This window comes from Achromobacter sp. FW305-C-30-7, assembly GCF_058783105.1.
In genome coordinates this window covers 130,008-151,489 of the sequence record NZ_JBYSYI010000007.1, presented here as the reverse complement: position 1 = coordinate 151,489, position 21,482 = coordinate 130,008, and the positions used below count along the sequence as shown (strand labels likewise).

General features: G+C 66.7%; 14 protein-coding genes. 12 read left to right on the top strand and 2 right to left on the bottom strand.

Going from position 1 to position 21,482, the window contains the following annotated elements; translation table 11 throughout:
- The first annotated feature begins 162 nt into the window (after window positions 1-162).
- The 11 genes from AC3WOB_RS22615 (at window position 163) to AC3WOB_RS22565 (ending at window position 14,276) form a co-directional block, all read left to right on the top strand.
- Window positions 163-528, top strand: coding sequence for a helix-turn-helix domain-containing protein (locus AC3WOB_RS22615; RefSeq protein WP_013395011.1), 366 nt, complete (start codon window positions 163-165; stop codon window positions 526-528).
- 197 nt (window positions 529-725) lie between these two features.
- Window positions 726-1,988, top strand: coding sequence for an efflux RND transporter periplasmic adaptor subunit (locus tag AC3WOB_RS22610; RefSeq protein ID WP_013395010.1), 1,263 nt, complete (start codon window positions 726-728; stop codon window positions 1,986-1,988).
- Window positions 1,989-2,050: 62 nt separating this feature from the next.
- Window positions 2,051-5,284, top strand: a complete 3,234-nt coding sequence (locus AC3WOB_RS22605; RefSeq protein ID WP_013395009.1) for a multidrug efflux RND transporter permease subunit — start codon at window positions 2,051-2,053, stop codon at window positions 5,282-5,284.
- Window positions 5,281-6,768 carry an efflux transporter outer membrane subunit gene (locus AC3WOB_RS22600; RefSeq protein ID WP_013395008.1) on the top strand — a complete coding sequence of 496 codons (1,488 nt, stop codon included), beginning with the start codon at window positions 5,281-5,283 and terminating at the stop codon, window positions 6,766-6,768. Before AC3WOB_RS22605 ends, AC3WOB_RS22600 begins: the two co-directional genes overlap by 4 nt.
- The gene (gene pdxJ, locus AC3WOB_RS22595) at window positions 6,765-7,505 is read left to right on the top strand and encodes a pyridoxine 5'-phosphate synthase (RefSeq protein ID WP_013395007.1); all 741 of its coding nucleotides are present in this window, start codon (window positions 6,765-6,767) and stop codon (window positions 7,503-7,505) included. The genes AC3WOB_RS22600 and pdxJ overlap by 4 nt, the downstream gene beginning before the upstream one ends.
- Window positions 7,506-7,547: 42 nt before the next feature.
- Window positions 7,548-7,985 carry a holo-ACP synthase gene (acpS, locus tag AC3WOB_RS22590; protein ID WP_013395006.1) on the top strand — a complete coding sequence of 146 codons (438 nt, stop codon included), beginning with the start codon at window positions 7,548-7,550 and terminating at the stop codon, window positions 7,983-7,985.
- Between the two features lie 57 nt (window positions 7,986-8,042).
- The gene (gene nagZ, locus AC3WOB_RS22585; protein ID WP_013395005.1) at window positions 8,043-9,101 is read left to right on the top strand and encodes a beta-N-acetylhexosaminidase; all 1,059 of its coding nucleotides are present in this window, start codon (window positions 8,043-8,045) and stop codon (window positions 9,099-9,101) included.
- The gene (gene uvrC, locus AC3WOB_RS22580; RefSeq protein WP_013395004.1) at window positions 9,064-10,890 is read left to right on the top strand and encodes an excinuclease ABC subunit UvrC; all 1,827 of its coding nucleotides are present in this window, start codon (window positions 9,064-9,066) and stop codon (window positions 10,888-10,890) included. Before nagZ ends, uvrC begins: the two co-directional genes overlap by 38 nt.
- A 213-nt stretch (window positions 10,891-11,103) precedes the next feature.
- Window positions 11,104-11,676: a CDP-diacylglycerol--glycerol-3-phosphate 3-phosphatidyltransferase gene (gene pgsA / locus AC3WOB_RS22575; RefSeq protein WP_013395003.1), complete on the top strand. Its 573-nt coding sequence runs from the start codon at window positions 11,104-11,106 to the stop codon at window positions 11,674-11,676.
- 185 nt (window positions 11,677-11,861) lie between these two features.
- Window positions 11,862-13,166, top strand: coding sequence for an MFS transporter (locus tag AC3WOB_RS22570; RefSeq protein WP_013395002.1), 1,305 nt, complete (start codon window positions 11,862-11,864; stop codon window positions 13,164-13,166).
- A 108-nt stretch (window positions 13,167-13,274) separates the two neighbouring features.
- Window positions 13,275-14,276 (top strand): cytochrome-c peroxidase, encoded by a 1,002-nt coding sequence (locus tag AC3WOB_RS22565; RefSeq protein ID WP_492276248.1) that lies wholly within the window; start codon window positions 13,275-13,277, stop codon window positions 14,274-14,276.
- 15 nt (window positions 14,277-14,291) lie between these two features.
- Here AC3WOB_RS22565 and queF read toward each other — a convergent pair whose 3' ends face one another.
- Complete coding sequence (gene queF / locus AC3WOB_RS22560) at window positions 14,292-15,116, bottom strand: NADPH-dependent 7-cyano-7-deazaguanine reductase QueF (protein WP_492276247.1); 825 nt, start codon at window positions 15,114-15,116, stop codon at window positions 14,292-14,294.
- Between the two features lie 324 nt (window positions 15,117-15,440).
- Here queF and aceA point away from each other — a divergent pair, with 324 nt between their 5' ends.
- Complete coding sequence (gene aceA, locus AC3WOB_RS22555; protein WP_013394999.1) at window positions 15,441-16,760, top strand: isocitrate lyase; 1,320 nt, start codon at window positions 15,441-15,443, stop codon at window positions 16,758-16,760.
- 74 nt (window positions 16,761-16,834) lie between these two features.
- Here aceA and AC3WOB_RS22550 read toward each other — a convergent pair whose 3' ends face one another.
- The gene (locus AC3WOB_RS22550) at window positions 16,835-21,478 is read right to left on the bottom strand and encodes a hypothetical protein (protein ID WP_492276246.1); all 4,644 of its coding nucleotides are present in this window, start codon (window positions 21,476-21,478) and stop codon (window positions 16,835-16,837) included.
- Window positions 21,479-21,482 lie beyond the last annotated feature (4 nt).

The following is a 21,482-nucleotide window of genomic DNA, read 5'->3' as shown; positions in this document are numbered from 1 at the left end:
TGGATAGGGCGGAGCAGGTTGCCGATCGGATTGGTCCTATAGGTGCCCTGTAAATCCAACATAGGCGGGTTCCGGCGGTAGTCTTTCGGGGCAAGTTGCAACCTTGTTCCGGGAGCCGGCCGCCATCCCGCGCGGCGCGGGCCGTCCTGGTGGAGATCCGTCGTGAATGCCCCCGCTCGCCTTGCCCAAGTCGCGCCCGCCCGCGCGGCCGACACTCCCTACGCCTTGGACGGCTGGTGGACCCTGGTCTACCAGGGCTGGACCCTGCTTACGCCCCAGGGCATCCGCATCGGCCTGACTGCCCTGGAGCGCACTTGCCTGCTTTGCCTGGCGGGCAATCCCGCCAGGGAACTGCGGCGCGATGAATTCATGGCCGCCCGCAAGCGCACCACGATGCGCACGCTGAATGTGGCCATATGCCGCCTGCGCGGCAAGGTCCTGCTGGCTGGCGCCCGGCTGCCGTTGCATACGGTCCATGGCATGGGCTATGTGTTCCTGGGCAAGCTGCGGGAGCTTTCCGAGACCTGATTTGTTGTACGAAATCCCCTCGCGCGTGGTATTTGAAGCACTAAAAATCAGTGATTTCCCCAATAACTGAGTTACATTACTGGGCTGATTACGTGCCTTGATGACGCATGCTTCTTATTTGATCGCGGCCAGAGCCGCGGTTAAATACTGCGATTACATGACGCGATTACGGTTAATTACGCTACGCGGGGGTTTCAATGCGGTTTTCGCCTAAACGTGTTTCAGGGCTGGTTTTTTCTGGTGGGGTCCTCGCACTGATATTGGCTGGTTGCGGTGAAAAGCCGCACATGAATCCAGGCATGCCCCAAGTCAGCGTCATTACGATCCAGCCGCAGCGCGCGCCCATCGTGTCCGACCTGCCTGGCCGCGTCGATGCCGTCCGGGACGCGCAGATCCGTTCGCGCGTCACCGGCATCGTCCAGAAGATCGCCTTCGAGCAGGGCGGGGACGTCAAGGAAAACCAACTGCTGTTCAAGATCGATCCGGCGCCCTACAAGGCCGCCTACGATCAGGCCACGGCGCAGCTCAAGCAGGCTCAGGCCAATCTGTTCAGCGCCAAGCTGCTGGCCGACCGCTATGCGCCGCTGGTCAAGGCCAACGCCGTCAGCAAGCAGGAATACGACAACGCCGTGGCCTCGTACCGCCAGGCGGACGCCGCCGTCGCCGCCGCCAAGGCCGCGCAGGACAACGCTGCGATCAACCTCGGTTACACCGACGTCACCTCGCCCATCACCGGCCGCATCGGCAAGCCGCTGGTCACCGAAGGCGCGCTGGTCGAGGGCACCTCCGCCACGCAGATGGCCACGGTGCAGCAGCTGGATCCGATCTACGTGGACTTCACCCAGTCCACCGCGGAACTCGCATCCCTGCGCCGCGCTTTCGCCAGCGGCCAGCTGCAGCAGGTCGGCAAGGACACGGCGCGCGCCACCATCGTGCTGGAAGACGGCTCCGAGTACGGCCAGCCGGGCAAGCTGCTGTTCACCGGCATCACCGTGGATCCGACTACGGGGCAGGTCAACCTGCGCGCCGAAGTCCCCAACCCCGACGGCATCCTGCTGCCCGGCATGTACGTGCGCGTGCGCCTGGAGCAGGGCGTGGACGACAAGGCCCTGATGGTGCCGCAGCAGGCGCTGCAGCGTACCGCGGATGGCCTGCAAAGCCTGTTGCTGGTCAAGGACAACAAGATCGAGCAGATACCGGTCACCACTGGCGGCGCTCTCAAGAGCAACTGGATCGTCACCAGCGGCCTGAAGGCTGGCGACGTGGTCGTGGTGGAAGGGTTCCAGAAGGTCCGCCCGGGTGCGCCGGTGCAGGCCAGCGAATGGAAGAACGGCACGCCCGCAGCGGGCGGCCAGGCTCCCGCGCAACCGGGCGCCAAGCCCGCGGAATCCGCCCCGCAGCCCGGCGCCAAGCCGGCCGAGCCTGCGCAGCAGGACAAGGCCGCAGGCCAGAAATCTTAAGCGGCACGCGGCGTAAGCGCCGCGTTCCTCTTTGGTGAGCATCGCTTTCAGAGTCAGCCCACATGCCGCAATTTTTTATTGATAGACCGATTTTCGCTTGGGTAGTCGCCCTGTTCATCCTGCTGGCCGGGGTGTTGGCGATCCCGAACATGCCGATCTCGCAGTACCCGGACGTGGCGCCGCCCGCGATCACGATCACGGCTACCTACCCCGGCGCGTCGGCCAACGAAGTGGCCGAGCAGGTCACCAGTATCATCGAAGACCAGCTCAACGGCGCCAAGGGCCTGATCTACTACGAGTCGGTCAGCGATTCCTACGGTACCTCGACCATCACCGCGACCTTCGCGCCCGGGACCAACCCAGACTTGGCGCAGGTGGACGTGCAGAACCGCGTGTCCAACGTGGTCGCGCAGTTGCCGACGGCCGTGCAGCAGCAGGGCTTGCAATACGAGCAGACCAGTACTGGCTTCCTGATGGTGGCGGCGGTGTCGTCCACCGACGGTTCGCTCGACCAGACCGCGCTGGCCGACTACATCACCCGCAACATCAAGAACCCGGTGTCCCGCGTGCCCGGCGTGGGCCAGTTCCAGCTGTTCGCGGCGCCGCGCGCCATGCGCGTGTGGGTCGATCCCGCCAAGCTGGTCGGTTTCAACCTGAGCATGTCGCAGGTCAACCAGGCCATCGCCCAGCAGAACGTGGTGATTTCCGGCGGCAGCATCGGTGCGCCGCCCAACCCGGACTCGCAGCGCATCACCGCCACGGTCACGGCCAACGGCCAGCTGAGCACGGTAGAGGGCTTCGGCAAGATCGTCCTGCGCGCCAATACCGACGGCTCCCAGGTGCTGCTGCGCGACGTCGCCCGCATCGAAGTGGGTGCGGACAACTACCAGTTCGGCGCCCGCCTGAACGGCAAGCCGACGGCCGCATTCGCCATCGTGCTGTCGCCCAACGCCAACGCGCTGGCTACCGCGCAGGGCGTGCGCCAGCAGATGGAAGAACTGTCCAAGTACTTCCCGGGCAACATCACCTACTCCATTCCGTACGACACGGCGCCTTACGTGAAGGTGTCGATCGAGCAGGTGGTCCACACCCTGGCTGAAGCCATGGTGCTGGTGTTCCTGGTGATGTACCTGTTCCTGCAGAACGTCCGCTATACCCTGATCCCGGCCCTGGTGGTGCCGGTGGCCATGCTGGGGGCGTTCGCGGTGATGCTGGCGCTCGGGTTCTCCATCAACGTGCTCACCATGTTCGCCATGGTGCTTGCCATCGGGATTCTGGTGGACGACGCCATCGTGGTGGTGGAGAACGTCGAGCGGATCATGTCCACGGAGGGCTTACCACCCAAGGAAGCCACCAAGAAGGCCATGCCGCAGATCAGCGGCGCCATCATCGGCATCACGCTGGTGCTGGTGACGGTGTTCCTGCCGCTGGCCTTCATGAGCGGTTCGGTGGGCGTGATCTATCGCCAGTTCTCGATCGCGATGGCCGTGTCCATCTTCTTCTCGGCGCTGCTGGCGTTGACCTTTACCCCGGCGCTGTGCGCCACCATCCTCAAGCCGGTGCCCAAGGGCCACCACGAGGACAAGAAGGGCTTCTTCGGCTGGTTCAACCGCAAATTCGACGCCACCACCCACAACTACCAGAACTGGGTGTCGCGGATCCTGCACAAGGGCGGCCGCATGATGCTGGCCTTCCTGTTGCTGGTCGTGCTGCTGGGCTGGCTGTACCTGCGCCTGCCGTCGTCGTTCCTGCCCGAGGAAGACCAGGGCTATGTGGTCAGCAATATCGAGCTGCCTACCGGCGCCACGGCCAACCGCACGGTCGAGGTCATCGAGCAGGTCGAGAAGTACTTCTCGGACGTGCCCGCGGTCGAGAACATCATCGCTGTGCAGGGCTACAGCTTCAACGGCAACGGCCTGAACGCCGCTATCGCCTTCGTCACGCTGAAGGACTTCAGCGAACGCAAGGAGCGCAAGGATTCCGCGGGCGCAATCGCCTTCCGGGCCTTCGAGAAGCAGTTGATGGGCATCCATGACGCGCAGGTGTTCACGCTGGTGCCGCCCGCCATCTCGTCCCTGGGCAACGCCACCGGTTTCGACTTCCGCCTGCAGGATCGCGGCGCGGCGGGTTCCGCTGCCCTGGCCGCGGCCACCGGCGAACTCATGGGCCTGGTCATGAAGAGCCCCGTGCTGTCGCAGGTGCGCATCACCGGCCTCGGACCGGGCGCGCAGCTCAGCCTGACCATCGATCGCGACAAGGCGGCCGCGCTGGGCGTGGATTTCAACGAGGCTGCCTCGCTGATTTCCACCGCGGTCGGTTCCGCCTACCTGAGCAAGTTCCCCAACCTGGGCCGGATGCAGAACATCTGGGTGCAGGCCGACGCGCCGTACCGCATGCAGCTCAATGATGTGCTGCAGCTGAATGCGCGCAACGGTCAGGGCGGCATGGTGCCGCTGTCCACCTTCGTCAAGGCCGAATGGAAGCAGGGCCCGGTGCAGGTGGTGCGCTACAACAGCTACGAGTCCATGCGCATCAGCGGCGACGCCGCGCCGGGCTACACCACGGGCGAGGCGATGGCCGAGATGGAACGCCTGGTGGGCGAGTTGCCGCAGGGCTTCGGCTACGAGTGGAACGGCCTTTCTTATCAGGAGCGCCAGGCCGGCAATCAGGCCCCGATCCTGATGGGCCTGTCGCTGCTGGTGGTGTTCCTGGTGCTGGCCGCCCTGTATGAAAGCTGGGCCATCCCGATTTCGGTGATGCTGGTGGTGCCGCTGGGCATGCTGGGCGCGGTGGCGCTGATCAGCGCGCTGGGCATGTCCAACGACGTGTACTTCCAGGTGGGCATGGTGACCGTGATCGGCTTGGCGGCCAAGAACGCCATTCTTATCGTGGAGTTCGCCAAGGACCAGTACGCGCGCGGCATGGGCTTGTACGAGTCGGCGGTGGAAGCCGCCAGGTTGCGGTTCCGCCCCATCCTGATGACTTCGCTGGCGTTCATCCTGGGCGTGGTGCCCCTGGCCATGGCGACCGGCGCCGGCGCCGCCAGCCAGCGCGCCGTGGGTCTGGGCGTGCTGGGCGGCATGTTGGCCGCCACGCCGTTCGCGGTGATTTTCGTGCCGACCTTCTTCGTGGTGGTGCTGGGCCTGTTCAAGACCCGGCCGCGCCTGCTGGGCGCCGAACTGCGCGCCTTCGAAGAAGAGCAGGCGGCCAAGAAGGCTGCAGCCGGACAGGCTGCCCCGGACGCCGCCGCGCAACATCCCGCACAACCCAACGGTGGCCAGGAGGGCAAGGAATGAAAGCCCTGAAGTTCAAACAGACCGCCTTGTCCGCTTTCGTGGCGGTGGCGTTGGCCGGCTGCTCGCTGGCGCCTGATTACAAGCGCCCCGACGCGCCGGTGACGGACGCCTGGCCCGACCAGCCCAAGGTGCAGTACGGCGGCTATGCCAAGCCCACTTCGCTGGGCACCCAACCGTCCACCGCGGTCATGCCGCAGGACGGCACGCCCGCCGCCAATCTGGGCTGGCGCGAATTCTTCCGCGATCCGCGCCTGCAAAGCCTGATCGAGCTGTCGCTGGTCAACAACCGCGACCTGCGCGTGGCGGTTGAACGCGTGGAAGAAGCCCGCGCCCAGTACGGCATCCAGCGCGGCGCGCAATGGCCCAGCATCGGCGCCGGCATTCAAGGCCAGCGCCAGCATCTGCCGCAGAACATGCGGCAGCCCGGCTCGGGTTCCATCAGCAGCTCGTACCAGGCCGGCATCGGCCTGACCACCTTCGAGATCGACCTGTTCGGCCGCTTGCGCAACCTTTCCGAGGCGGCGTACCAGCAATACCTGTCGACGGAACAGGCGCAGAAGAGCGCCCAGATCACGCTGGTCGGGGCGGTCGCGCAGTCGTACTTCAATCTGCGCGCCGCCGAGGTCCAGCTGGAACTGACGCAGCGCACCCTGGCATCGCGCCAGGAGTCCTACGACCTGGTCAAGCGCCGTTTCGACGGCGGTGTGGCCTCCGAACTGGACCTGAACCAGGCCAAGACGCTGCTGGATACGGCCTCGTCCGATCTGGCGCAACTGGCCCGCGCCCAGGCCCAGGCCATGAACGCGCTGGTGCTGCTGGTTGGCACGCCGTTGCCGCCGGACCTGCCGGCGCCCGCCGTGTTCGGCCGCGACCAGTTGCTGGCCACGGTGCCTGCCGGCCTGCCGTCCGACCTGCTGGAACGCCGCCCGGACATCATGGCCGCGGAAAACCAGTTGCTGTCCGCCAACGCCAATATCGGCGCGGCGCGCGCGGCGTTCTTCCCGACCATCTCGCTGACCGGCCTGCTGGGCGTGGCCAGCCCGTCGTTGGGCGACCTGTTCAAGGGCGGCCAGGGTTATTGGAGCTTCTCGCCTTCGATCACCACGCCGCTGTTTGCCGGCGGCAGCATCCGCGAAGGGCTGAACCTGGCCAAGGCGCGCGACAATATCGCCGTGGCGCAGTACGAACAGTCCATTCAGCAGGCGTTCCGCGAAGTCTCGGACGCGCTGGCGGGCGAAGCTACCTACGGGGCGCAGCTGGATGCCCAGCGCGCCTTGCAGGACGCGTCCGGACGCACGCTGGAACTGTCGAATCTGCGCTATACCAACGGTATCGACAGCTACTTGCAGGTGCAGACCGCGCAGGTGGACTTTTTCAATGCCCAGCTCTCTCTGGTCCAGACTGGCCTGGCCGCGCTGATCAACCGCGTGGAACTGTACAAGGCCCTGGGCGGCGGCTGGGAAGAAACAACGAAAGTGCAATGATAGAACTTGGTGTAAACATCGATCACGTTGCCACGCTGCGGCAACAACGCCACACGACCTATCCGGACCCGGTGCTCGCCGCGTTGCGCGCGGAGGATGCCGGCGCCGATCTGATCACGCTGCATCTGCGCGAAGACCGGCGCCATATCCAGGACAAGGACGTGTACGCCATGCGCCCGCAACTGCGCACGCGCATGAACCTGGAATGCGCGGTGACGGCGGAAATGCTGGAGATCGCCTGCGCGGTCAAGCCTAGCGACGTCTGCCTGGTGCCCGAAAAGCGTACCGAGCTTACAACCGAAGGCGGCCTGGAAGTCGCTGGCGCCATGGGGCCCGTGTCGGACGCCGTGGGCCTGCTGGCCGAGGCCGGCATCCGCGTGTCGCTTTTCATCGATCCGGATCCGGTGCAGATCGCGGCCGCGGCCCAGGCCGGCGCGCCGGTGATCGAATTGCACACGGGCGCCTATGCCGAAGCCGAAGGGGAGGCCGCCGAGGCCGAACTGCAACGGCTGCGCCTGGCCGTGGCCGAAGGGTTGCGCCATGGCTTGCGCGTGAATGCCGGCCATGGCCTGCATTACGGCAACGTCAAGCCGGTGGCTGCGCTGGACGGCATTGCCGAGCTCAACATCGGCCACGCCATCGTGGCGCAGGCGGTGTTCGACGGCTGGGAAAAGGCGGTGCGCGACATGAAGGCGCTGATGGTGCAGGCCCGCCTGCAAGCGCTGCGCGGGCTGTGACCGCGAACCCGATGCTGCTTGCTTGCCGCCGGACGCGCGGGCATGCCCATGGCTGACGCCTCCCGCCCCGCCGCGCCCGCGGGCGCCATTGCCGGCATCGGCATGGACCTGCTGCGCATCGACCGCATCGAGCGCGCGCTGGCGCGCCACGGCGATCGTTTCGCGGAAAAGATCCTGGGCGCGGAAGAACTGCAGAAATTCCATGCGCGCCGCGCCCGCGACCCGGTGCGCGGCCTGCGCTTCCTGGCCACGCGCTTCGCGGCCAAGGAAGCGTTTTCCAAAGCCATCGGCCTGGGCATGCGCATGCCCATGACGTGGCGGCGCGTGCAGACGCTGAATGCGCCCGGCGGGCGTCCCGTACTGGTGATCGCGCCCGAATTGCTGCAATGGTATGAGCAGCGTTTTGGCGCGGCGCATGTGTCCATTACCGACGAATCCGACATGGCCGCCGCTTACGTGGTGGTTGAACGCAAGCCCTGATCGGCGGACCCCGTGTCTGCCGCCGGCTTGCCAGACTCAGACAGAAGGAAGCCTGACATGGCCAAGAAGAAATCCAAGGCGGTGCTGCCGCCCGGCCCCGTGATGGTCGATGTGGCGGGATACACGCTGACGAAGGCGGAAAAGAAGCGCCTGCGCCATCCGCTGGTGGGCGGCGTGATTCTTTTCGCCCGCAATTTCGAAAGCCGCAAGCAGCTGACCGAACTGACGCGCCAGATCCACAAGGCTCGCAAGGAGCCCCTGCTGATCCTGGTGGACCACGAAGGCGGCCGCGTGCAGCGTTTCCGCGAGGACGGCTTCACGCCGCTGCCCGCCATGCGCGATCTCGGCGTGCTGTGGAACCGCGATCCGCTGCAAGCCATGCGTCTGGCCACCGAAGCCGGCTACGTGCTGGCAGCCGAGCTGCGCGCCTGCGGCGTGGACATGAGCTTTACGCCTGTCCTGGACCTGGACTACGGCGTCAGCAAGGTGATCGGCACCCGCGCCTTCCACCAGGATCCGCGCGTGGTCGCGATGCTGTCGCGCGCGCTGATCCAGGGCCTGCAGCTGGCGGGCATGTCGGCCTGCGGCAAGCACTTCCCTGGCCACGGTTTCGTGGAAGCGGACTCGCACCACGAGATCCCGGTGGACCCGCGTCCCTTGGACAAGATCCTGAAGGACGACGCTGCGCCGTATGCCTGGCTGGGCGACGCGGTGCTGCCGTCGGTGATGCCCGCGCACGTGATCTATCCCAAGGTCGACAAGCACCCGGCAGGCTTTTCCAAGCGTTGGGTCCAGGACATCCTACGCACCCGCCTGGGCTACGATGGAGTGGTGTTCTCGGACGACCTGACCATGGAAGGCGCTTCGGTGGCAGGCGACATCCTCGACCGCGCCAACGCCGCTTTGGGCGCCGGCTGCGACATGGTGCTGGTATGCAACCGGCCGGACCTGGCTGACGAGCTGCTCGAGCGCCTGAAGTTCGAGCACCCGGCCGAATCCGTGGCCCGCATCCGCCGCCTGATGCCGCGCTTTGATGCGCCGGACTGGGATACCTTGCAGGCTGAAAGCCGTTACCAGAATGCCCGACGACTTCAATCTCAAATCGTTCCTGGCTGACCTGCCGCATCTGCCGGGCGTGTACCGGCATCTGGATGCGGCCGGCGAGGTCATGTATGTCGGCAAGGCGCGCGACCTGAAGAAGCGCGTCTCGTCGTATTTCCAGAAGAACCTGGCCAGCCCCCGCATCGCCCAGATGGTGGCGAAGGTGGCGCGGCTGGAGGTGACGGTGACACGCTCCGAAGCGGAAGCGCTGATCCTCGAAAACAACCTCATCAAGACCCTGAAGCCGCGCTACAACATCCTGTTCCGCGACGACAAGTCTTATCCCTACCTGCTGATCACCGGCCACGATTGGCCGCGCATCGCCTATTACCGCGGCGCCACCAACAAGCGCGGCCAGTACTTCGGGCCGTTCCCCAACGCCTGGGCCGTGCGCGAAACGATCCAGATACTGCAGAAGGTATTCCGCCTGCGCACCTGTGAAGACTCGGTCTTCGCCAACCGTTCGCGGCCCTGTCTGTTGCATCAGATCGGGCGCTGCTCGGCGCCCTGCGTCGGCGCGATCGAGGCGGCCGATTACGAACGCGACGTGCAGCGCGCCGTGCGCTTCCTGAACGGGGAAGCCAAGGACGTGATGGGCGAGATCGAAAACCGGATGCAGCAGGCCGCCAGCGAATTGCGCTTCGAGGAAGCCGCGGCGCTGCGCGACCAGATGGGCTCGCTGGCGCGCGTGCTGCACCAGCAGACCATGGAGAACGTCAGCGGCGAGGACACCGACATCATTGCGGTGGCGATTGCCGGCGGCAAAGTCTGCGTCAACCTGGCGATGGTGCGGGGCGGCCGCCATCTGGGCGACAAGCCGTTCTTTCCCTCGCACGCCGAAGGCGAGGCCGCGCCGCAGGTGCTGGAGGCCTTCGTCGCCCAGCACTACACCGACAATGCCATGCCGCCGGTGCTGGTCTGTTCGCACGCCTTGCCCGATCCCGACCTGATCGGCTTGCTGGTGGAACAGGCGGGCGGACGGCCGTCGCGCGTGTTGACGCGCCCGCAGGGCGCGCGCCGCGCCTGGCTGGAGCAGGCGACCAAGAATGCCGAAATGGCCCTGGCGCGCGCGCTGACCGAGTCCGGCGCCCGCGCGGCCCGCACCCTGGCGTTGGCCGAAGCGCTGGACCTGGACACGGACGAAGCCGCACTGGATGCGCTGCGCATCGAATGCTTCGACATCAGCCACACGGCCGGTGAAGCCACCCAGGCGTCCTGCGTGGTGTTCGAACACCACGACATGCAGCCCTCGCTATACCGCCGCTACAACATCGGCGGCATCACGCCGGGCGACGACTACGCCGCCATGCGCCAGGTGCTGAGCCGCCGCTTCGCCAAGGTCGCCGATGGCGAGGCGCCCATGCCCGGCCTGGTGCTGATCGACGGCGGCAAGGGCCAGGTGGAAGTCGCCCGCCAGGTGTTCGTGGAGCTGGGCCTGGACGTCCAGACGCTGGTGGGCGTGGCCAAGGGGGAGGGGCGCAAGGTCGGCCTGGAAACCCTGGTGTTCGCCGACTCCCGGCCGCCGGTGGCGCTGGGCGGCGAGTCCGCCGCGCTGATGCTGATCGCCCAGGTGCGCGACGAGGCGCACCGCTTCGCCATCACCGGCATGCGCGCCCGCCGCGCCAAGGCCCGCAACGTGTCCCGCCTGGAAGAGATCGAAGGCATCGGCGCCCGCCGCCGCCAGCGCCTGCTGGCCCGCTTCGGCGGCTTCTCCGGTGTGGCCTCCGCCAGCATCGAAGACCTGGCCTCGGTCGACGGCATCTCCCAGGACCTGGCCATTCGCATCTATGAAGCCTTGCGGTAACGTCCGTGCGTAGATGCCGGCTGCAAAAGCAATCTACACCTCATGTAACGCGAATGCCGCACGACTTCGGACGCAGATGCAGCAAGGGGCGTAGCGCAAAGCCAGGCCGCGCGGATCCGGCTCCGCCGGTCCGCAGCGGAGCCCCCCTTGGGGGGAAGCGCCTCCGGCGCTTCGGGGGGGGCTACCCCACTCTTGATGTAGCATACGGACACTATGCCAATTAATGTACCCATTATCCTGACATGGCTGCGCATCGCCATGATTCCGCTGGTGGTCGGGCTGTTCTACCTGCCCGAAAGCTGGATGTCGGTCCCTGTTCGCGACACCTTCGCCGCCTGGGCTTTCATTATTGCGGCGCTGACGGATTGGTTCGACGGCTGGCTGGCCCGCCGCTGGAACCAGACCTCGGCGTTCGGCGCCTTCCTGGATCCGGTCGCCGACAAGCTGATGGTCTGCGCCGCCCTGATCGTCCTGCTGGACCTCAGCCGCGTCGATGCCTTTATTTCCCTGATCATCATCGGCCGTGAAATCACGATTTCCGCCCTGCGCGAATGGATGGCCAAGATCGGCGCCAGCGCCAGCGTGGCGGTGCACCGGCTGGGCAAGTTCAAGACGGCCGCGCAGATGGTGGCGATTCCGTGCTTGCTGTACAACCAGCCGATCTACGGCGTCAGCGCGCGCCTGCTGGGCGATGTGCTGATCATCGTGGCGGCGGTGCTGACGGTATGGTCGATGCTGTATTACCTGCAGCGCGCCTGGCCCGCCATCCGCGAAAAGGCCCTGTAGTATTGGTTTGCACAACGGCGGCCCGGCTCGCGCAAGGCGGCCGCCGTTACATATAAAGAGCGATCGGCCGGCATGTCCGGCATGGCGCCTCATAGTCCAACGCCCGGAGCACCGGGCGTTGCCGGAGACAACCTGCGCATCGCCCCTGGCGCCGCGCCACCCGCCGCTGACCGCGGCTGCCTGCAATGAACACCGCTGCGAATACCCTGGCCCTGGACGCCGCCGCCCGCCGGCGCGACTGGAAGCTCATCATGCTGATCGGCGTGGCCCATGCTTCCTCCCACTTCTTCCAACTGGTGCTGCCCTCGCTCTATGTCTCGCTGGGCAACGAGTTCGGCCTGGACTTCGCCCGCCTTGGGCTGCTGGTGTCCACGTTCTACGTGGTGTCCGGCATCGGCCAGGCGTCTTCGGGCTTCGTGGTCGACCGGATCGGTGCGCGGCCGGTGCTGTGGTTCGGGCTGGCGTGTTTCGTGCTGTCGGGAGTGCTGATCGGATCGGCCAACGGCTACGCCATGCTGATTGCGGCGGCGGTCGTGGGCGGCATCGGCAATTCCGTGTTCCATCCTGCCGACTATTCGATCATCAACCATCGGGTTTCCGCGGCACGGCTGGGGCACGCGTTCTCCGCGCACGGGCTGACGGGCAACCTGGGTTGGGCGCTGACCCCCGTTTTCATGACCAGCATCACCTTGCTGGCGGACTGGCGCGTGGCGGCCTATAGCGCCGCCGGGCTGGTGGCGCTGGTGCTGCTGTTGACGATACTAGGCCGCGACCTGCTTGGCGGCCCGTCGCCGCTGGAAGGCCATGCGGACGCGGAAACCGGCAAGGCTGCCGCCAAGCCCGCCGCGAAACCCCAGGAAAGCGTGCTGACCACGCTGGCCACGCTGTTGTCCAAGCCGGCGCTGTGGGGCGCATTCCTGTTCTTCGCCTGCACCTCCATCGCGCTGTCCTCGGTGCAGAACTACACCATTCCCTTGCTGGGCCAGCTGTATGACCTGTCCAAGGTTGCCGCCAGTTCGGCGCTGTCCGGCTATATGGTGGCTTCGGCCGTCGGCATGGCCGCGGGCGGTTTCCTGGTCTCGGCCAATCCGCGCACCGAGCGCACCGTAATGGTGGCGCTGATCCTGGCGGGTTTGACCCTGGTGGTGCTGGCGCTGGGCCTGGTACCCGCCGTCCTGGCCGCGCCCGTGGTGGCCCTGGCTGGCTTTTGCTCCGGCGTGGCGGCGCCGTCGCGCGACATGCTGATCCGCCGCGTCACGCCCAAGGGATCCACCGGATCCGTCTACGGGCTGGTGTATTCCGGCATGGACGTGGGCTCGGCGCTGGGCCCGCTGGCATTCGGCCTGCTGCTGGACGCCGGCCTGCGCCAGGGTCCTTGGGTGGGCGCCGGCGTGGCGTTCGCCGCCGCGGCCTTCCTGGCGCAGTGGATCGCGGTGCAGGCGCGCCGCGCGGAACCCGCAGCCCCGGCCTCGGCTGCCGCACGATCCTGAACCCGCCGGGGCGGGCGCCCCGGCGGTTTGACCCTACGCAAGGTTGATGCGGCGTCTCTCTGATGTAATGACCTTGTCAGTGAAGTGGTCATTACTCAGGAGAAGCAAATGAGAAGGGCAAGCGCGTTGCTGGCGGCAGGGGTCGCCTTGGGCAGTTGGATGGGTCTGGCCAGTGCAGCCTCGCAGGAACCGATACAGCCGGTCGAGCCGGCGGTCATCAAGGAGCCGGCCAAGGTCGAGTTGGGCAAGAAGCTCTTCTTCGATCCGCGCCTGTCGCGCTCGGGCGCGATTTCCTGTAATTCCTGCCACAACCTGGGCATGGGCGGCTCGGACAATCTCAAGGCCTCGATCGGCCACAAGTGGCAGCAGGGCTCGATCAACTCGCCGACGGTGCTCAATTCCAGCCTGAACATCGCCCAATTCTGGGACGGCCGCGCCAAGGATCTGCGCGAGCAGGCGGGCGGCCCCATCGCCAACCCCATGGAAATGGCCTCCACCCACGAACTGGCCGTGCAGGTGCTGAACTCCATCCCCGGCTATCGGGCGGAATTCAAGCAGGTCTTCGGCAAGGACGACATCACGATCGAAGAGGTCACCGGCGCCCTGGCCGCGTTTGAGGAAACGCTGGTGACGCCCAACTCGCGCTTCGACCAGTGGCTGCGCGGCGACCAGAAGGCACTGACCGTGCGTGAGCTGGCGGGCTATGAACTGTTCAAGAACAGTGGTTGCGTGGCCTGCCACAACGGCGTGGCGGTGGGCGGCAATTCGTTCCAGAAGATGGGCCTGGTCACGCCCTACGTCACCGAGAACAAGGCCGAGGGCCGCGCGGCGGTGACGGGCAAGGACGCCGACCGCTTCAACTTCAAGGTGCCGACGCTGCGCAACGTGGCGCTGACCTATCCGTACTTCCATGACGGCGAGGCAGCCACGCTGACGCAGGCGGTGGATGTGATGGGCCGCTTGCAGCTGGGCCGGACCTTCACGCCGGATGAGAACGCGCAGATCGTGGCGTTCCTGAAGACCCTGACGGGCGATCAGCCGGCCTTCCAGTATCCGGTGCTGCCGCCGTCGGCGGACGACACGCCGCGGCCCGAACCCTTTGTGAAGTAGGGCGGTTGCGGGAATCTACTGGCGGACGGTGCGCACGTCCGCCGGCGGGCCGGCTTCGAAGTTGCTGCGCCACGGATTGATGTCCAGCCCGCCGCGGCGCGTGTAGCGCGCATAGACCGTCAACTGCTCTGGCCGGCAGGCCTGCATGATGTCGCTGAAGATGCGCTCGACGCAATGCTCGTGGAACTCCGCGTGTTGGCGGAACGACACCACATAGCGCAGCAGCGACTCGCGGTCTATCGGCGCGCCGCGGTAGCGGATCTGGACGCTGGCCCAGTCGGGCTGGCCCGTCACGGGGCAGTTCGATTTCAACAGGCGCGAAGCCAGCGTTTCCTCGACCACTTCGCCCGGGCGGGTGCGCAGCACTTCGGGCGCGGGCTCGTAGGTGTCGATCTCGATGTCCAGCTTGTCTATATAGATGCCGTCCAGCTCGCCCATCTGCAACTCGGAGAAACGCTGCGGCAGGAAGAAATCCAGTCCCACCGGCGCGCCGGCGGCGGCGCTCAGGTCGCGTTCCAGACGGCCGCGCAAGGCGGCCGAATTGACCAGGCGGGTCTGGTTGAACGAGTTCAGGTAAAGCTTGAAGGACTTGGACTCGATGATGTTGGGGCTGTCGGCCGGCACCGTGAAGGTGGCCATGGCCACCCGCGGCTTGCCCTTGGCGTCCAGCCACGACAGCTCGTAGGCGTTCCACAGGTCCACGCCGGTGAAGGGCAGCTTGCCTGCTTCCAGGTTCAGCGCCTTGCGGTTGTGCGCACGCGCGATGGGGAAGAGCAGCGAGGGGTCGTATTGCGAGGCGTAGGCCACGCTCTGGCCCAGCGGGCCGTGGGACAGCGTCATAGCGGAGTCATCGGAAACTTGAAGAATGAGCGCATTGTAGGCGCTGACAAAAAAGCCTGATTTTCCATATCGTGAAATGTAACCTTCGTCATGTGAAAGCCACTGCTGCGCAGCAGCGGGAACCCATTTCACAGATGATAATTGCGTTTCGCAATACGAAATTGAATTTATAAATTATTGATTTATAAGAATAATATTTTTCGTCTTGTATAAGACATAAGCCCACATTGCTCCGCAGCAGAGGCATAGACTTTGTCCAACGATTCACGCAACGCAGGACGCGAATCTTTTGAAGTCTTCCCATCACTGACCAGGAGCATCACCATGAGCCACCGCGAAACCGAAATCCGCAATCTGCAGAAGGACTGGGCCGAAAACGCCCGCTGGCAAGGCATCAAGCGCGACTACAGCGCCGAGGACGTCATCCGCCTGCGTGGCTCCATCGGCGTGGAACACACGCTGGCGCGCCGCGGCGCCACCCGCCTGTGGGAACTGCTGCATAGCGAGCCTTTCGTGAATTCGCTGGGCGCCCTGACCGGCAACCAGGCCATGCAGCAGGTCAAGGCCGGCCTGAAGGCCATCTACCTGTCGGGATGGCAGGTTGCCGGCGATGCCAACCTGGCCGGCGAAATGTATCCCGACCAGTCGCTGTACCCCGCCAACTCGGTGCCGCAGGTGGTCCGCCGCATCAACAACTCGCTGACCCGCTGCGACCAGATCCAGTGGATGGAAGGCAAGAACCCGGGCGACGAAGGCTACATCGATTTCTTCGCGCCCATCGTGGCGGACGCCGAGGCCGGCTTCGGCGGCGTGCTGAACGCCTTCGAACTGATGAAGGCCATGATCGAAGCGGGCGCCTCGGGCGTGCACTTCGAAGACCAGCTGGCTTCGGTGAAGAAGTGCGGCCACATGGGCGGCAAGGTGCTGGTTCCGACCCGCGAAGCCGTGGCCAAGCTGGTGTCGGCGCGCCTGGCGGCCGACACGATGGGCACGCCCACCGTGCTGCTGGCCCGCACCGACGCCGACGCGGCTGACCTGGTGACCAGCGACGTCGACGAAAACGACCGTCCCTTCATCACCGGCGAGCGCACCGTCGAAGGCTTCTTCCGCACCAAGGCCGGCATCGACCAGGCCATCTCGCGCGGCCTGGCCTATGCCCCGTACGCCGACCTGATCTGGTGCGAAACGTCCACGCCCAACCTGGAATACGCCCGCAAGTTCGCCGAGGCCATCCATCGCCAGTTCCCGGGCAAGCTGCTGGCGTACAACTGCTCGCCCTCGTTCAACTGGAAGAAGAACCTGGATGACGGCACCATCGCCAAGTTCCAGCGCGAGCTGGGCGCCATGGGCTACAAGTTCCAGTTCATCACGCTGGCCGGCTTCCACGCGCTGAACTACGGCATGTTCGAACTGGCCCACGGCTACGCCCGCCGCCAGATGAGCGCCTTTGTCGAACTGCAGCAGAAGGAATTCGCCGCTGCTGAAATGGGCTTCACCGCCGTGAAGCACCAGCGCGAAGTCGGCACCGGCTACTTCGACGCCGTCACGCAGACCATCGAAGGCGGCCAGTCCTCGACCACCGCGTTGACGGGCTCGACGGAAGAGGCCCAGTTCGAACACGGCAAGGAGCAGAAGGTCGCGTAAGCGCCGCAGGAGAGTTATGCAGTTGTAGTTGCTGTTGTAGGGTGGATTTGGGTGCCTTCGGGCACCCCTTTTTTTTAGAGCCCGAAGAACGCCGAGTACACCAGCCTTTCCTCCACCACGCGGCGCTGCTGCGTGGCGCCGGCGCGCCGTTCGGGCACAGCGCTGTCGGTGTAGTAGCGCTCGTACTCGCGCACCGCGATGCGCGCCGGCTTGCCGCCGCTGTCGGGGAGCGCGGCGCTGGCGGTCCAGATGACCGGGTCCAGCAGTTCGCCCAACAGAGGGCCTTCCAGCACGGGCGGAAAACGTACCACCGGGCCGACCACCACGTTGCCCAAGCGCGAAAGATCGGCGAGCGTCGTGGGCGTGGCGGTTTCCAGGATGGGCAGCTCGCGCATGCGGTCTATGAGGATGGGGCCCGGGCCGGACGGCTGGGGGGGCGGTCCCGCCGGGTCCAGCAGGCCCGATGCCAGCACCTTGGCATCGCTCCAGGCCAGGTCGCTGTCCAACGCCGGATCGCGCGTCTGCAGCACCAGTTCCACGCGGTTGCGGCCGCTTTCGGCGGTCTGGCCTATGCCGGGGATGAAGGAGATGTTCAGGTACTCGGAGTCCAGCGGGAACTTCATGGGCCCATGCTTGGGGACCACGCCGCGCAGGCTGAACGTCAGCCGGCCGCGCTTGATTTCGAACACCGCGCGCCGGCGCGGCAGCACCTGGGAGAACTCGGCCTGCACCACCCGCGACAGCTTGGCGGAACTGATGGCGTTGGGCTGATAGCGCGCCAGCGCCAGGCGCACGAAGGGCATGTAGGTCCGGCCGGGATCGAGTTCGATGTCGCAATACCAGCGCGCGCGTTCCTCGCTCCAGCGCACGCGGTGTCCGACCACGTGGACCAGCTGGGACGGGATTTCCTGCAGGTAGACCTGCTCATCGGTGACGCGCGCAGAGAAGTCCGACACGCGCGCCTTGTGCTTGGGCGGGGGCGTCTCCCACAGCGGATCCATGCCCCACTGCGTCACCAGCGGCGTCAGCGGATTGCCGATGTCGGTGAAGTTCTGGCCGTCGCCCGCGATCACCACGCCCAGCAGCTCGCCGTCGCCGGAAGAGAACCAGGGACGCTCCAACCAGACCCGCAGGCCGTTGCCCAGCCGCGTCACGTCCAGCTTGCCGGCACCCGCTGTTTCCTGCCAGCGGAAGGTTGGCACCACGTAGGTGAGGACGGGGGCGTCCGGCGGCGCGCTGGCGCGCACGACAGTGTTCTGCGCCCGGCCGTCGCGCCTGAGCACCGGGGCGCCGGGGTCATCGTCCGCGCCCACTTCTACCAGCGGGCCATCGGCGACGGGCCCCAGCCGCGTGACCTTGTCCGTCTGCGCGTAAAGCGAGGGCGGCAGGTATTCGCGAAAGCGCGTGGCGGCGCGCAGGCGGTAGCGGATGAGCCGGAAGCGGGTGTCGCCGAACTCATGGCGGTCGCCGCGCGCGCGCAGCTTCCCGTCGGCGTTCAGTTGTTCCTTCACCGCGTTGCTCAGGCTGAAGAGGTTCGCGTAGTTTTCCGACAAGGGGACCTCGGCCAGCACGCCATGGCCGGCATGGCGTTCCGGACGCAGCTTCTGCAGGTCGTCCACCCATTCGCGCCAGTCGGCCTCGATCTCGACCTTGCCGGTGGTGGGGCCGTGCAGCCGCACGCGGGCGTACAGGTCCGCGTGGGCATCGCCAGGCCCGCGCTGCGGTTCCTCGGCCATCAGCAGCAGGGGCTCGCATATCGGCTGCTGCGTTGCGTGCACCAGCACCAGCGGACGATAGGGCGTGACCATCCAGCAGCCGCCCAGCACCGACGACAGGCGCAGCGTGGCGCGCTCGCCCTCGTTGTTCGCCCAGGCGGGTATGCCGAAGGTGTTGGCCAGGCCGGGATTCACAAAGCTGGAATAGCGCAGCCGGGCGATGCGGCCCTTGGGCAGGTAGAAGGTCAGGACCCGTTTGGCCTCGTCCCAGGTGGGCAGGCCATCGTCGGGAAAGTCCTCCGAGCAGGGCGGATCGGTCAGGGTGGCGCGGCGCTCTTGCAGCACGATGCGCAAGCCCTGCGTGTCGGGCCACTTGGATGCGTGCGCCACCAGCAGCACCAGCTCCTGGGCAGGCGTCTGCGCGATGACGGCGCTGGGGCCCAACACCTTGGGGCCGGTGACGCCGGGCAAGGCGTAGCCTGGCTGGGCGCGCAGCGCGATGCCGCCGGCCGCCGGGTCCGGCAGATAGGGCGTGAGCACCTGGGCTTCGCGGTGGATGACATACTGCCCGGCGGCCAGGCGCTCGCCGGTAGGCTGCTCGGCCGAGGGCAGTCGCGGCGGCACCTGCTCGGTGGTCGCCACCTGCTCCAGCGCCTGCGGCGTCACCAGTTCTATATCCGTGTCCGGCCCCTTGTCGTAAAGCGTGGCCGCATCGCGGGCCGCGATTTCATAGGCCTGCTTGATGCCGGCGGGATCGCCCATCATGGCGTCGAACAGGCCGTGCGTTTCGCATTGCAGCTGGGATGCCTTGGGCGGCACCACGTGGCGTTCGTTGACTGCCGTGTACGCGAAGTCCTTGGAGGCGTCCTGCAGGCGGGCTTGCTTGAAGTCGGGGCTGTCGAGGTAGGCGGCCGGATCCAACCCAGTATTGCTGCGGATCACCATGCGTTCCAGCGATTCGCCTTCGCTGACGCGGGCGCGCTGCACCAGCGCCGGCGGATCGACGGGTTCGAAGCGCCAGTAGACGACCGGCTGCGTGGCGTTGTCGTCCTGCTTGAGCGAGGGGTCATCGAGCGCCAGGCTGTTGCCGGCCAGGTCCACCAGGCGCGCGCGGAAGCGGTAGGGCATGCCGAAGCGCAGGCGCGGCAGGCTGCCCTTGGCAGCCGTGAAGCTGACCGCCAGGCCGTTGCCTTTTTCCGTGGCGGTGTCCTGCACGTCCTCCGGCGTCTCGCCCTGCACCCCGCTATCTGGGTCCACGCGGTCGCGCAGGGTGCGCCCGGGGCGCGGCGCCACCAGGCTCCAGCCGGTCCAGCGGAACAGGGATTCATGCAGGTATTGGTCTTCCGGGTCCTCGCCGCCGCTGGTGGAGGCGCCTTTGACATAGCCCTCGTCGTCGGGCAATTGCAGCGGGGCGCCGCCGTCGGTGCAGCGGTAGGTGCCGGCGCGCTGGCACAGCGAGCGCCAGGGCGGCGGATCGCCGGGCGCTTGCGGCTGCGCGTCCACGCGATAGCCGCGCAGCAGGTCCTCGGCATACAGCACGATGCTGCCCGGCGCGCCGGACAAGGCGGCGTTCTTCAGGGCCGCGGCAGCCGCGTTCTGCGCCACTTCCCAGGCGCGGCCACGGCGCGCCACGCCCAGGCCGCCCGAGCGCAGCGCGGCCACGCCTTGCTTGTCGCCGGTGGTGTAGGTCACCGCGCCGTCGGCGCCCAGCGCCAGGCTTTTGGCGATCAGGTTCTGGGCGCTCAGCACGAAGTCCACGGTTTTGAGCGCCGCGCCGTCGGGGTCTGCCTGATAGACGTCGAAGGGGCTGCGCGGCTCGTACAGGTTCCAGCTGTCGTCGGCGCGGCGCAGTTTCAGCATGCCGCGCTCATGGTCGGCGGGGTTGCGGGGGCGCGTGGTGAAGCGTTCCGCGTCGCCCGTCCAGGCGGTGGCGGGGCAAGCGTCGTCGCCCGCGTCGTGGCCGTCTTCCCAGCGCAGGGTCAGGAAGAAATAGCCTTGCGCTGCGGGTGCGGCCGCCAGTTGCTGCGCGATCGGCGAGTCCGCCGGCAGCAGGCAGTCGATGACCAGACCGAGCTGGCGCAGCAGCGCCGGATAGTCGCCGTAGGACGCGACGATGGCGTGGAAATCCATTTCGGGCTGGGCGGGCGGCGCGGGCACGTTCTCGCCATCCGGCCGCCGGATGCTGCGTTGTTGCGCCGTGGGTGGATCGCGGCGATAGAAGCGGTTAGCCTGGAACAGGGTGTACTCGGCCTGCGAGTTCCACAGCTTCATCAGGTTCTGGTCGGGGCCGGCGAGCCCGCCATCGTTCCATCGGGTGGGCAGGGCGCGTAGCGGAAAGCTCACCCCGGGTTGGGGATTGCCCTCGGCGTTCACGCCCGGCGCTGCGGCGCGGCCCTCATAGATGCTGTGCGGACCGTAGACCTGCGAGCGCAGCACGCGCTCGGCGCCGTCGCCACTGTCGTCGAAGAAGCGGTCGAAGCCGGGCAGCGGCATCTCGACGCGCCGGTCGCCCAGCGAGATGTAGGTCGTGCGCGTGCCGCAGTCGCCCAGCATGTCCTTCAGGCCCGGATGCGCGTCGCGCCAGGGCAGCAGCGTGGGTGGCGTACCGGTGGCCTGCACCGCCAGCCTGCCGTAGTGCTTGCGGGCCAGGCCCAGCACGCCCGCCACCGAATACGAAAACAGGTTGACCTTGCTCATGTCGCGGAACACGAAGCCGGCGACCGGCGTGGTCTTGGGCAGCAGCCGTTCCCACAACGCCGCGTCGGCCTGCGCCTGCGGCTCCAGCTCGATCTCCGCCATGCCGGTGTTCAGCACGAAGCGCAGCCGTTCCAGCGTGCGCGGCCAGTTGACCCAGTCGGCGTAGGCGTGCAGTTGCTGCTCGTCCGCGGCCTGCGGCGTCAGGCGCGGCGAGGCCACGATGGAGATGCGCAGCCGGCCTGCATCGGGGCCGGCCGGCACGCGGCCGTTGGGGATCGCGGTCCAGACTATCGTTTGCTTGGCCATGGAC

Bases quoted from the DNA above. Each gene is read 5' to 3' on its own strand.
- AC3WOB_RS22550 (WP_492276246.1), bottom strand. From the start codon at position 21,478: ATGGCCAAGCAAACGATAGTCTGGACCGCGATCCCCAACGGCCGCGTG.
- acpS (WP_013395006.1), top strand. From the start codon at position 7,548: ATGCCCATGGCTGACGCCTCCCGCCCCGCCGCGCCCGCGGGCGCCATT.
- nagZ (WP_013395005.1), top strand. From the start codon at position 8,043: ATGGCCAAGAAGAAATCCAAGGCGGTGCTGCCGCCCGGCCCCGTGATG.
- uvrC (WP_013395004.1), top strand. From the start codon at position 9,064: ATGCCCGACGACTTCAATCTCAAATCGTTCCTGGCTGACCTGCCGCAT.
- AC3WOB_RS22570 (WP_013395002.1), top strand. From the start codon at position 11,862: ATGAACACCGCTGCGAATACCCTGGCCCTGGACGCCGCCGCCCGCCGG.
- pgsA (WP_013395003.1), top strand. From the start codon at position 11,104: ATGCCAATTAATGTACCCATTATCCTGACATGGCTGCGCATCGCCATG.
- aceA (WP_013394999.1), top strand. From the start codon at position 15,441: ATGAGCCACCGCGAAACCGAAATCCGCAATCTGCAGAAGGACTGGGCC.
- AC3WOB_RS22610 (WP_013395010.1), top strand. From the start codon at position 726: ATGCGGTTTTCGCCTAAACGTGTTTCAGGGCTGGTTTTTTCTGGTGGG.
- pdxJ (WP_013395007.1), top strand. From the start codon at position 6,765: ATGATAGAACTTGGTGTAAACATCGATCACGTTGCCACGCTGCGGCAA.
- AC3WOB_RS22600 (WP_013395008.1), top strand. From the start codon at position 5,281: ATGAAAGCCCTGAAGTTCAAACAGACCGCCTTGTCCGCTTTCGTGGCG.
- AC3WOB_RS22565 (WP_492276248.1), top strand. From the start codon at position 13,275: ATGAGAAGGGCAAGCGCGTTGCTGGCGGCAGGGGTCGCCTTGGGCAGT.
- AC3WOB_RS22605 (WP_013395009.1), top strand. From the start codon at position 2,051: ATGCCGCAATTTTTTATTGATAGACCGATTTTCGCTTGGGTAGTCGCC.
- queF (WP_492276247.1), bottom strand. From the start codon at position 15,116: ATGACGCTGTCCCACGGCCCGCTGGGCCAGAGCGTGGCCTACGCCTCG.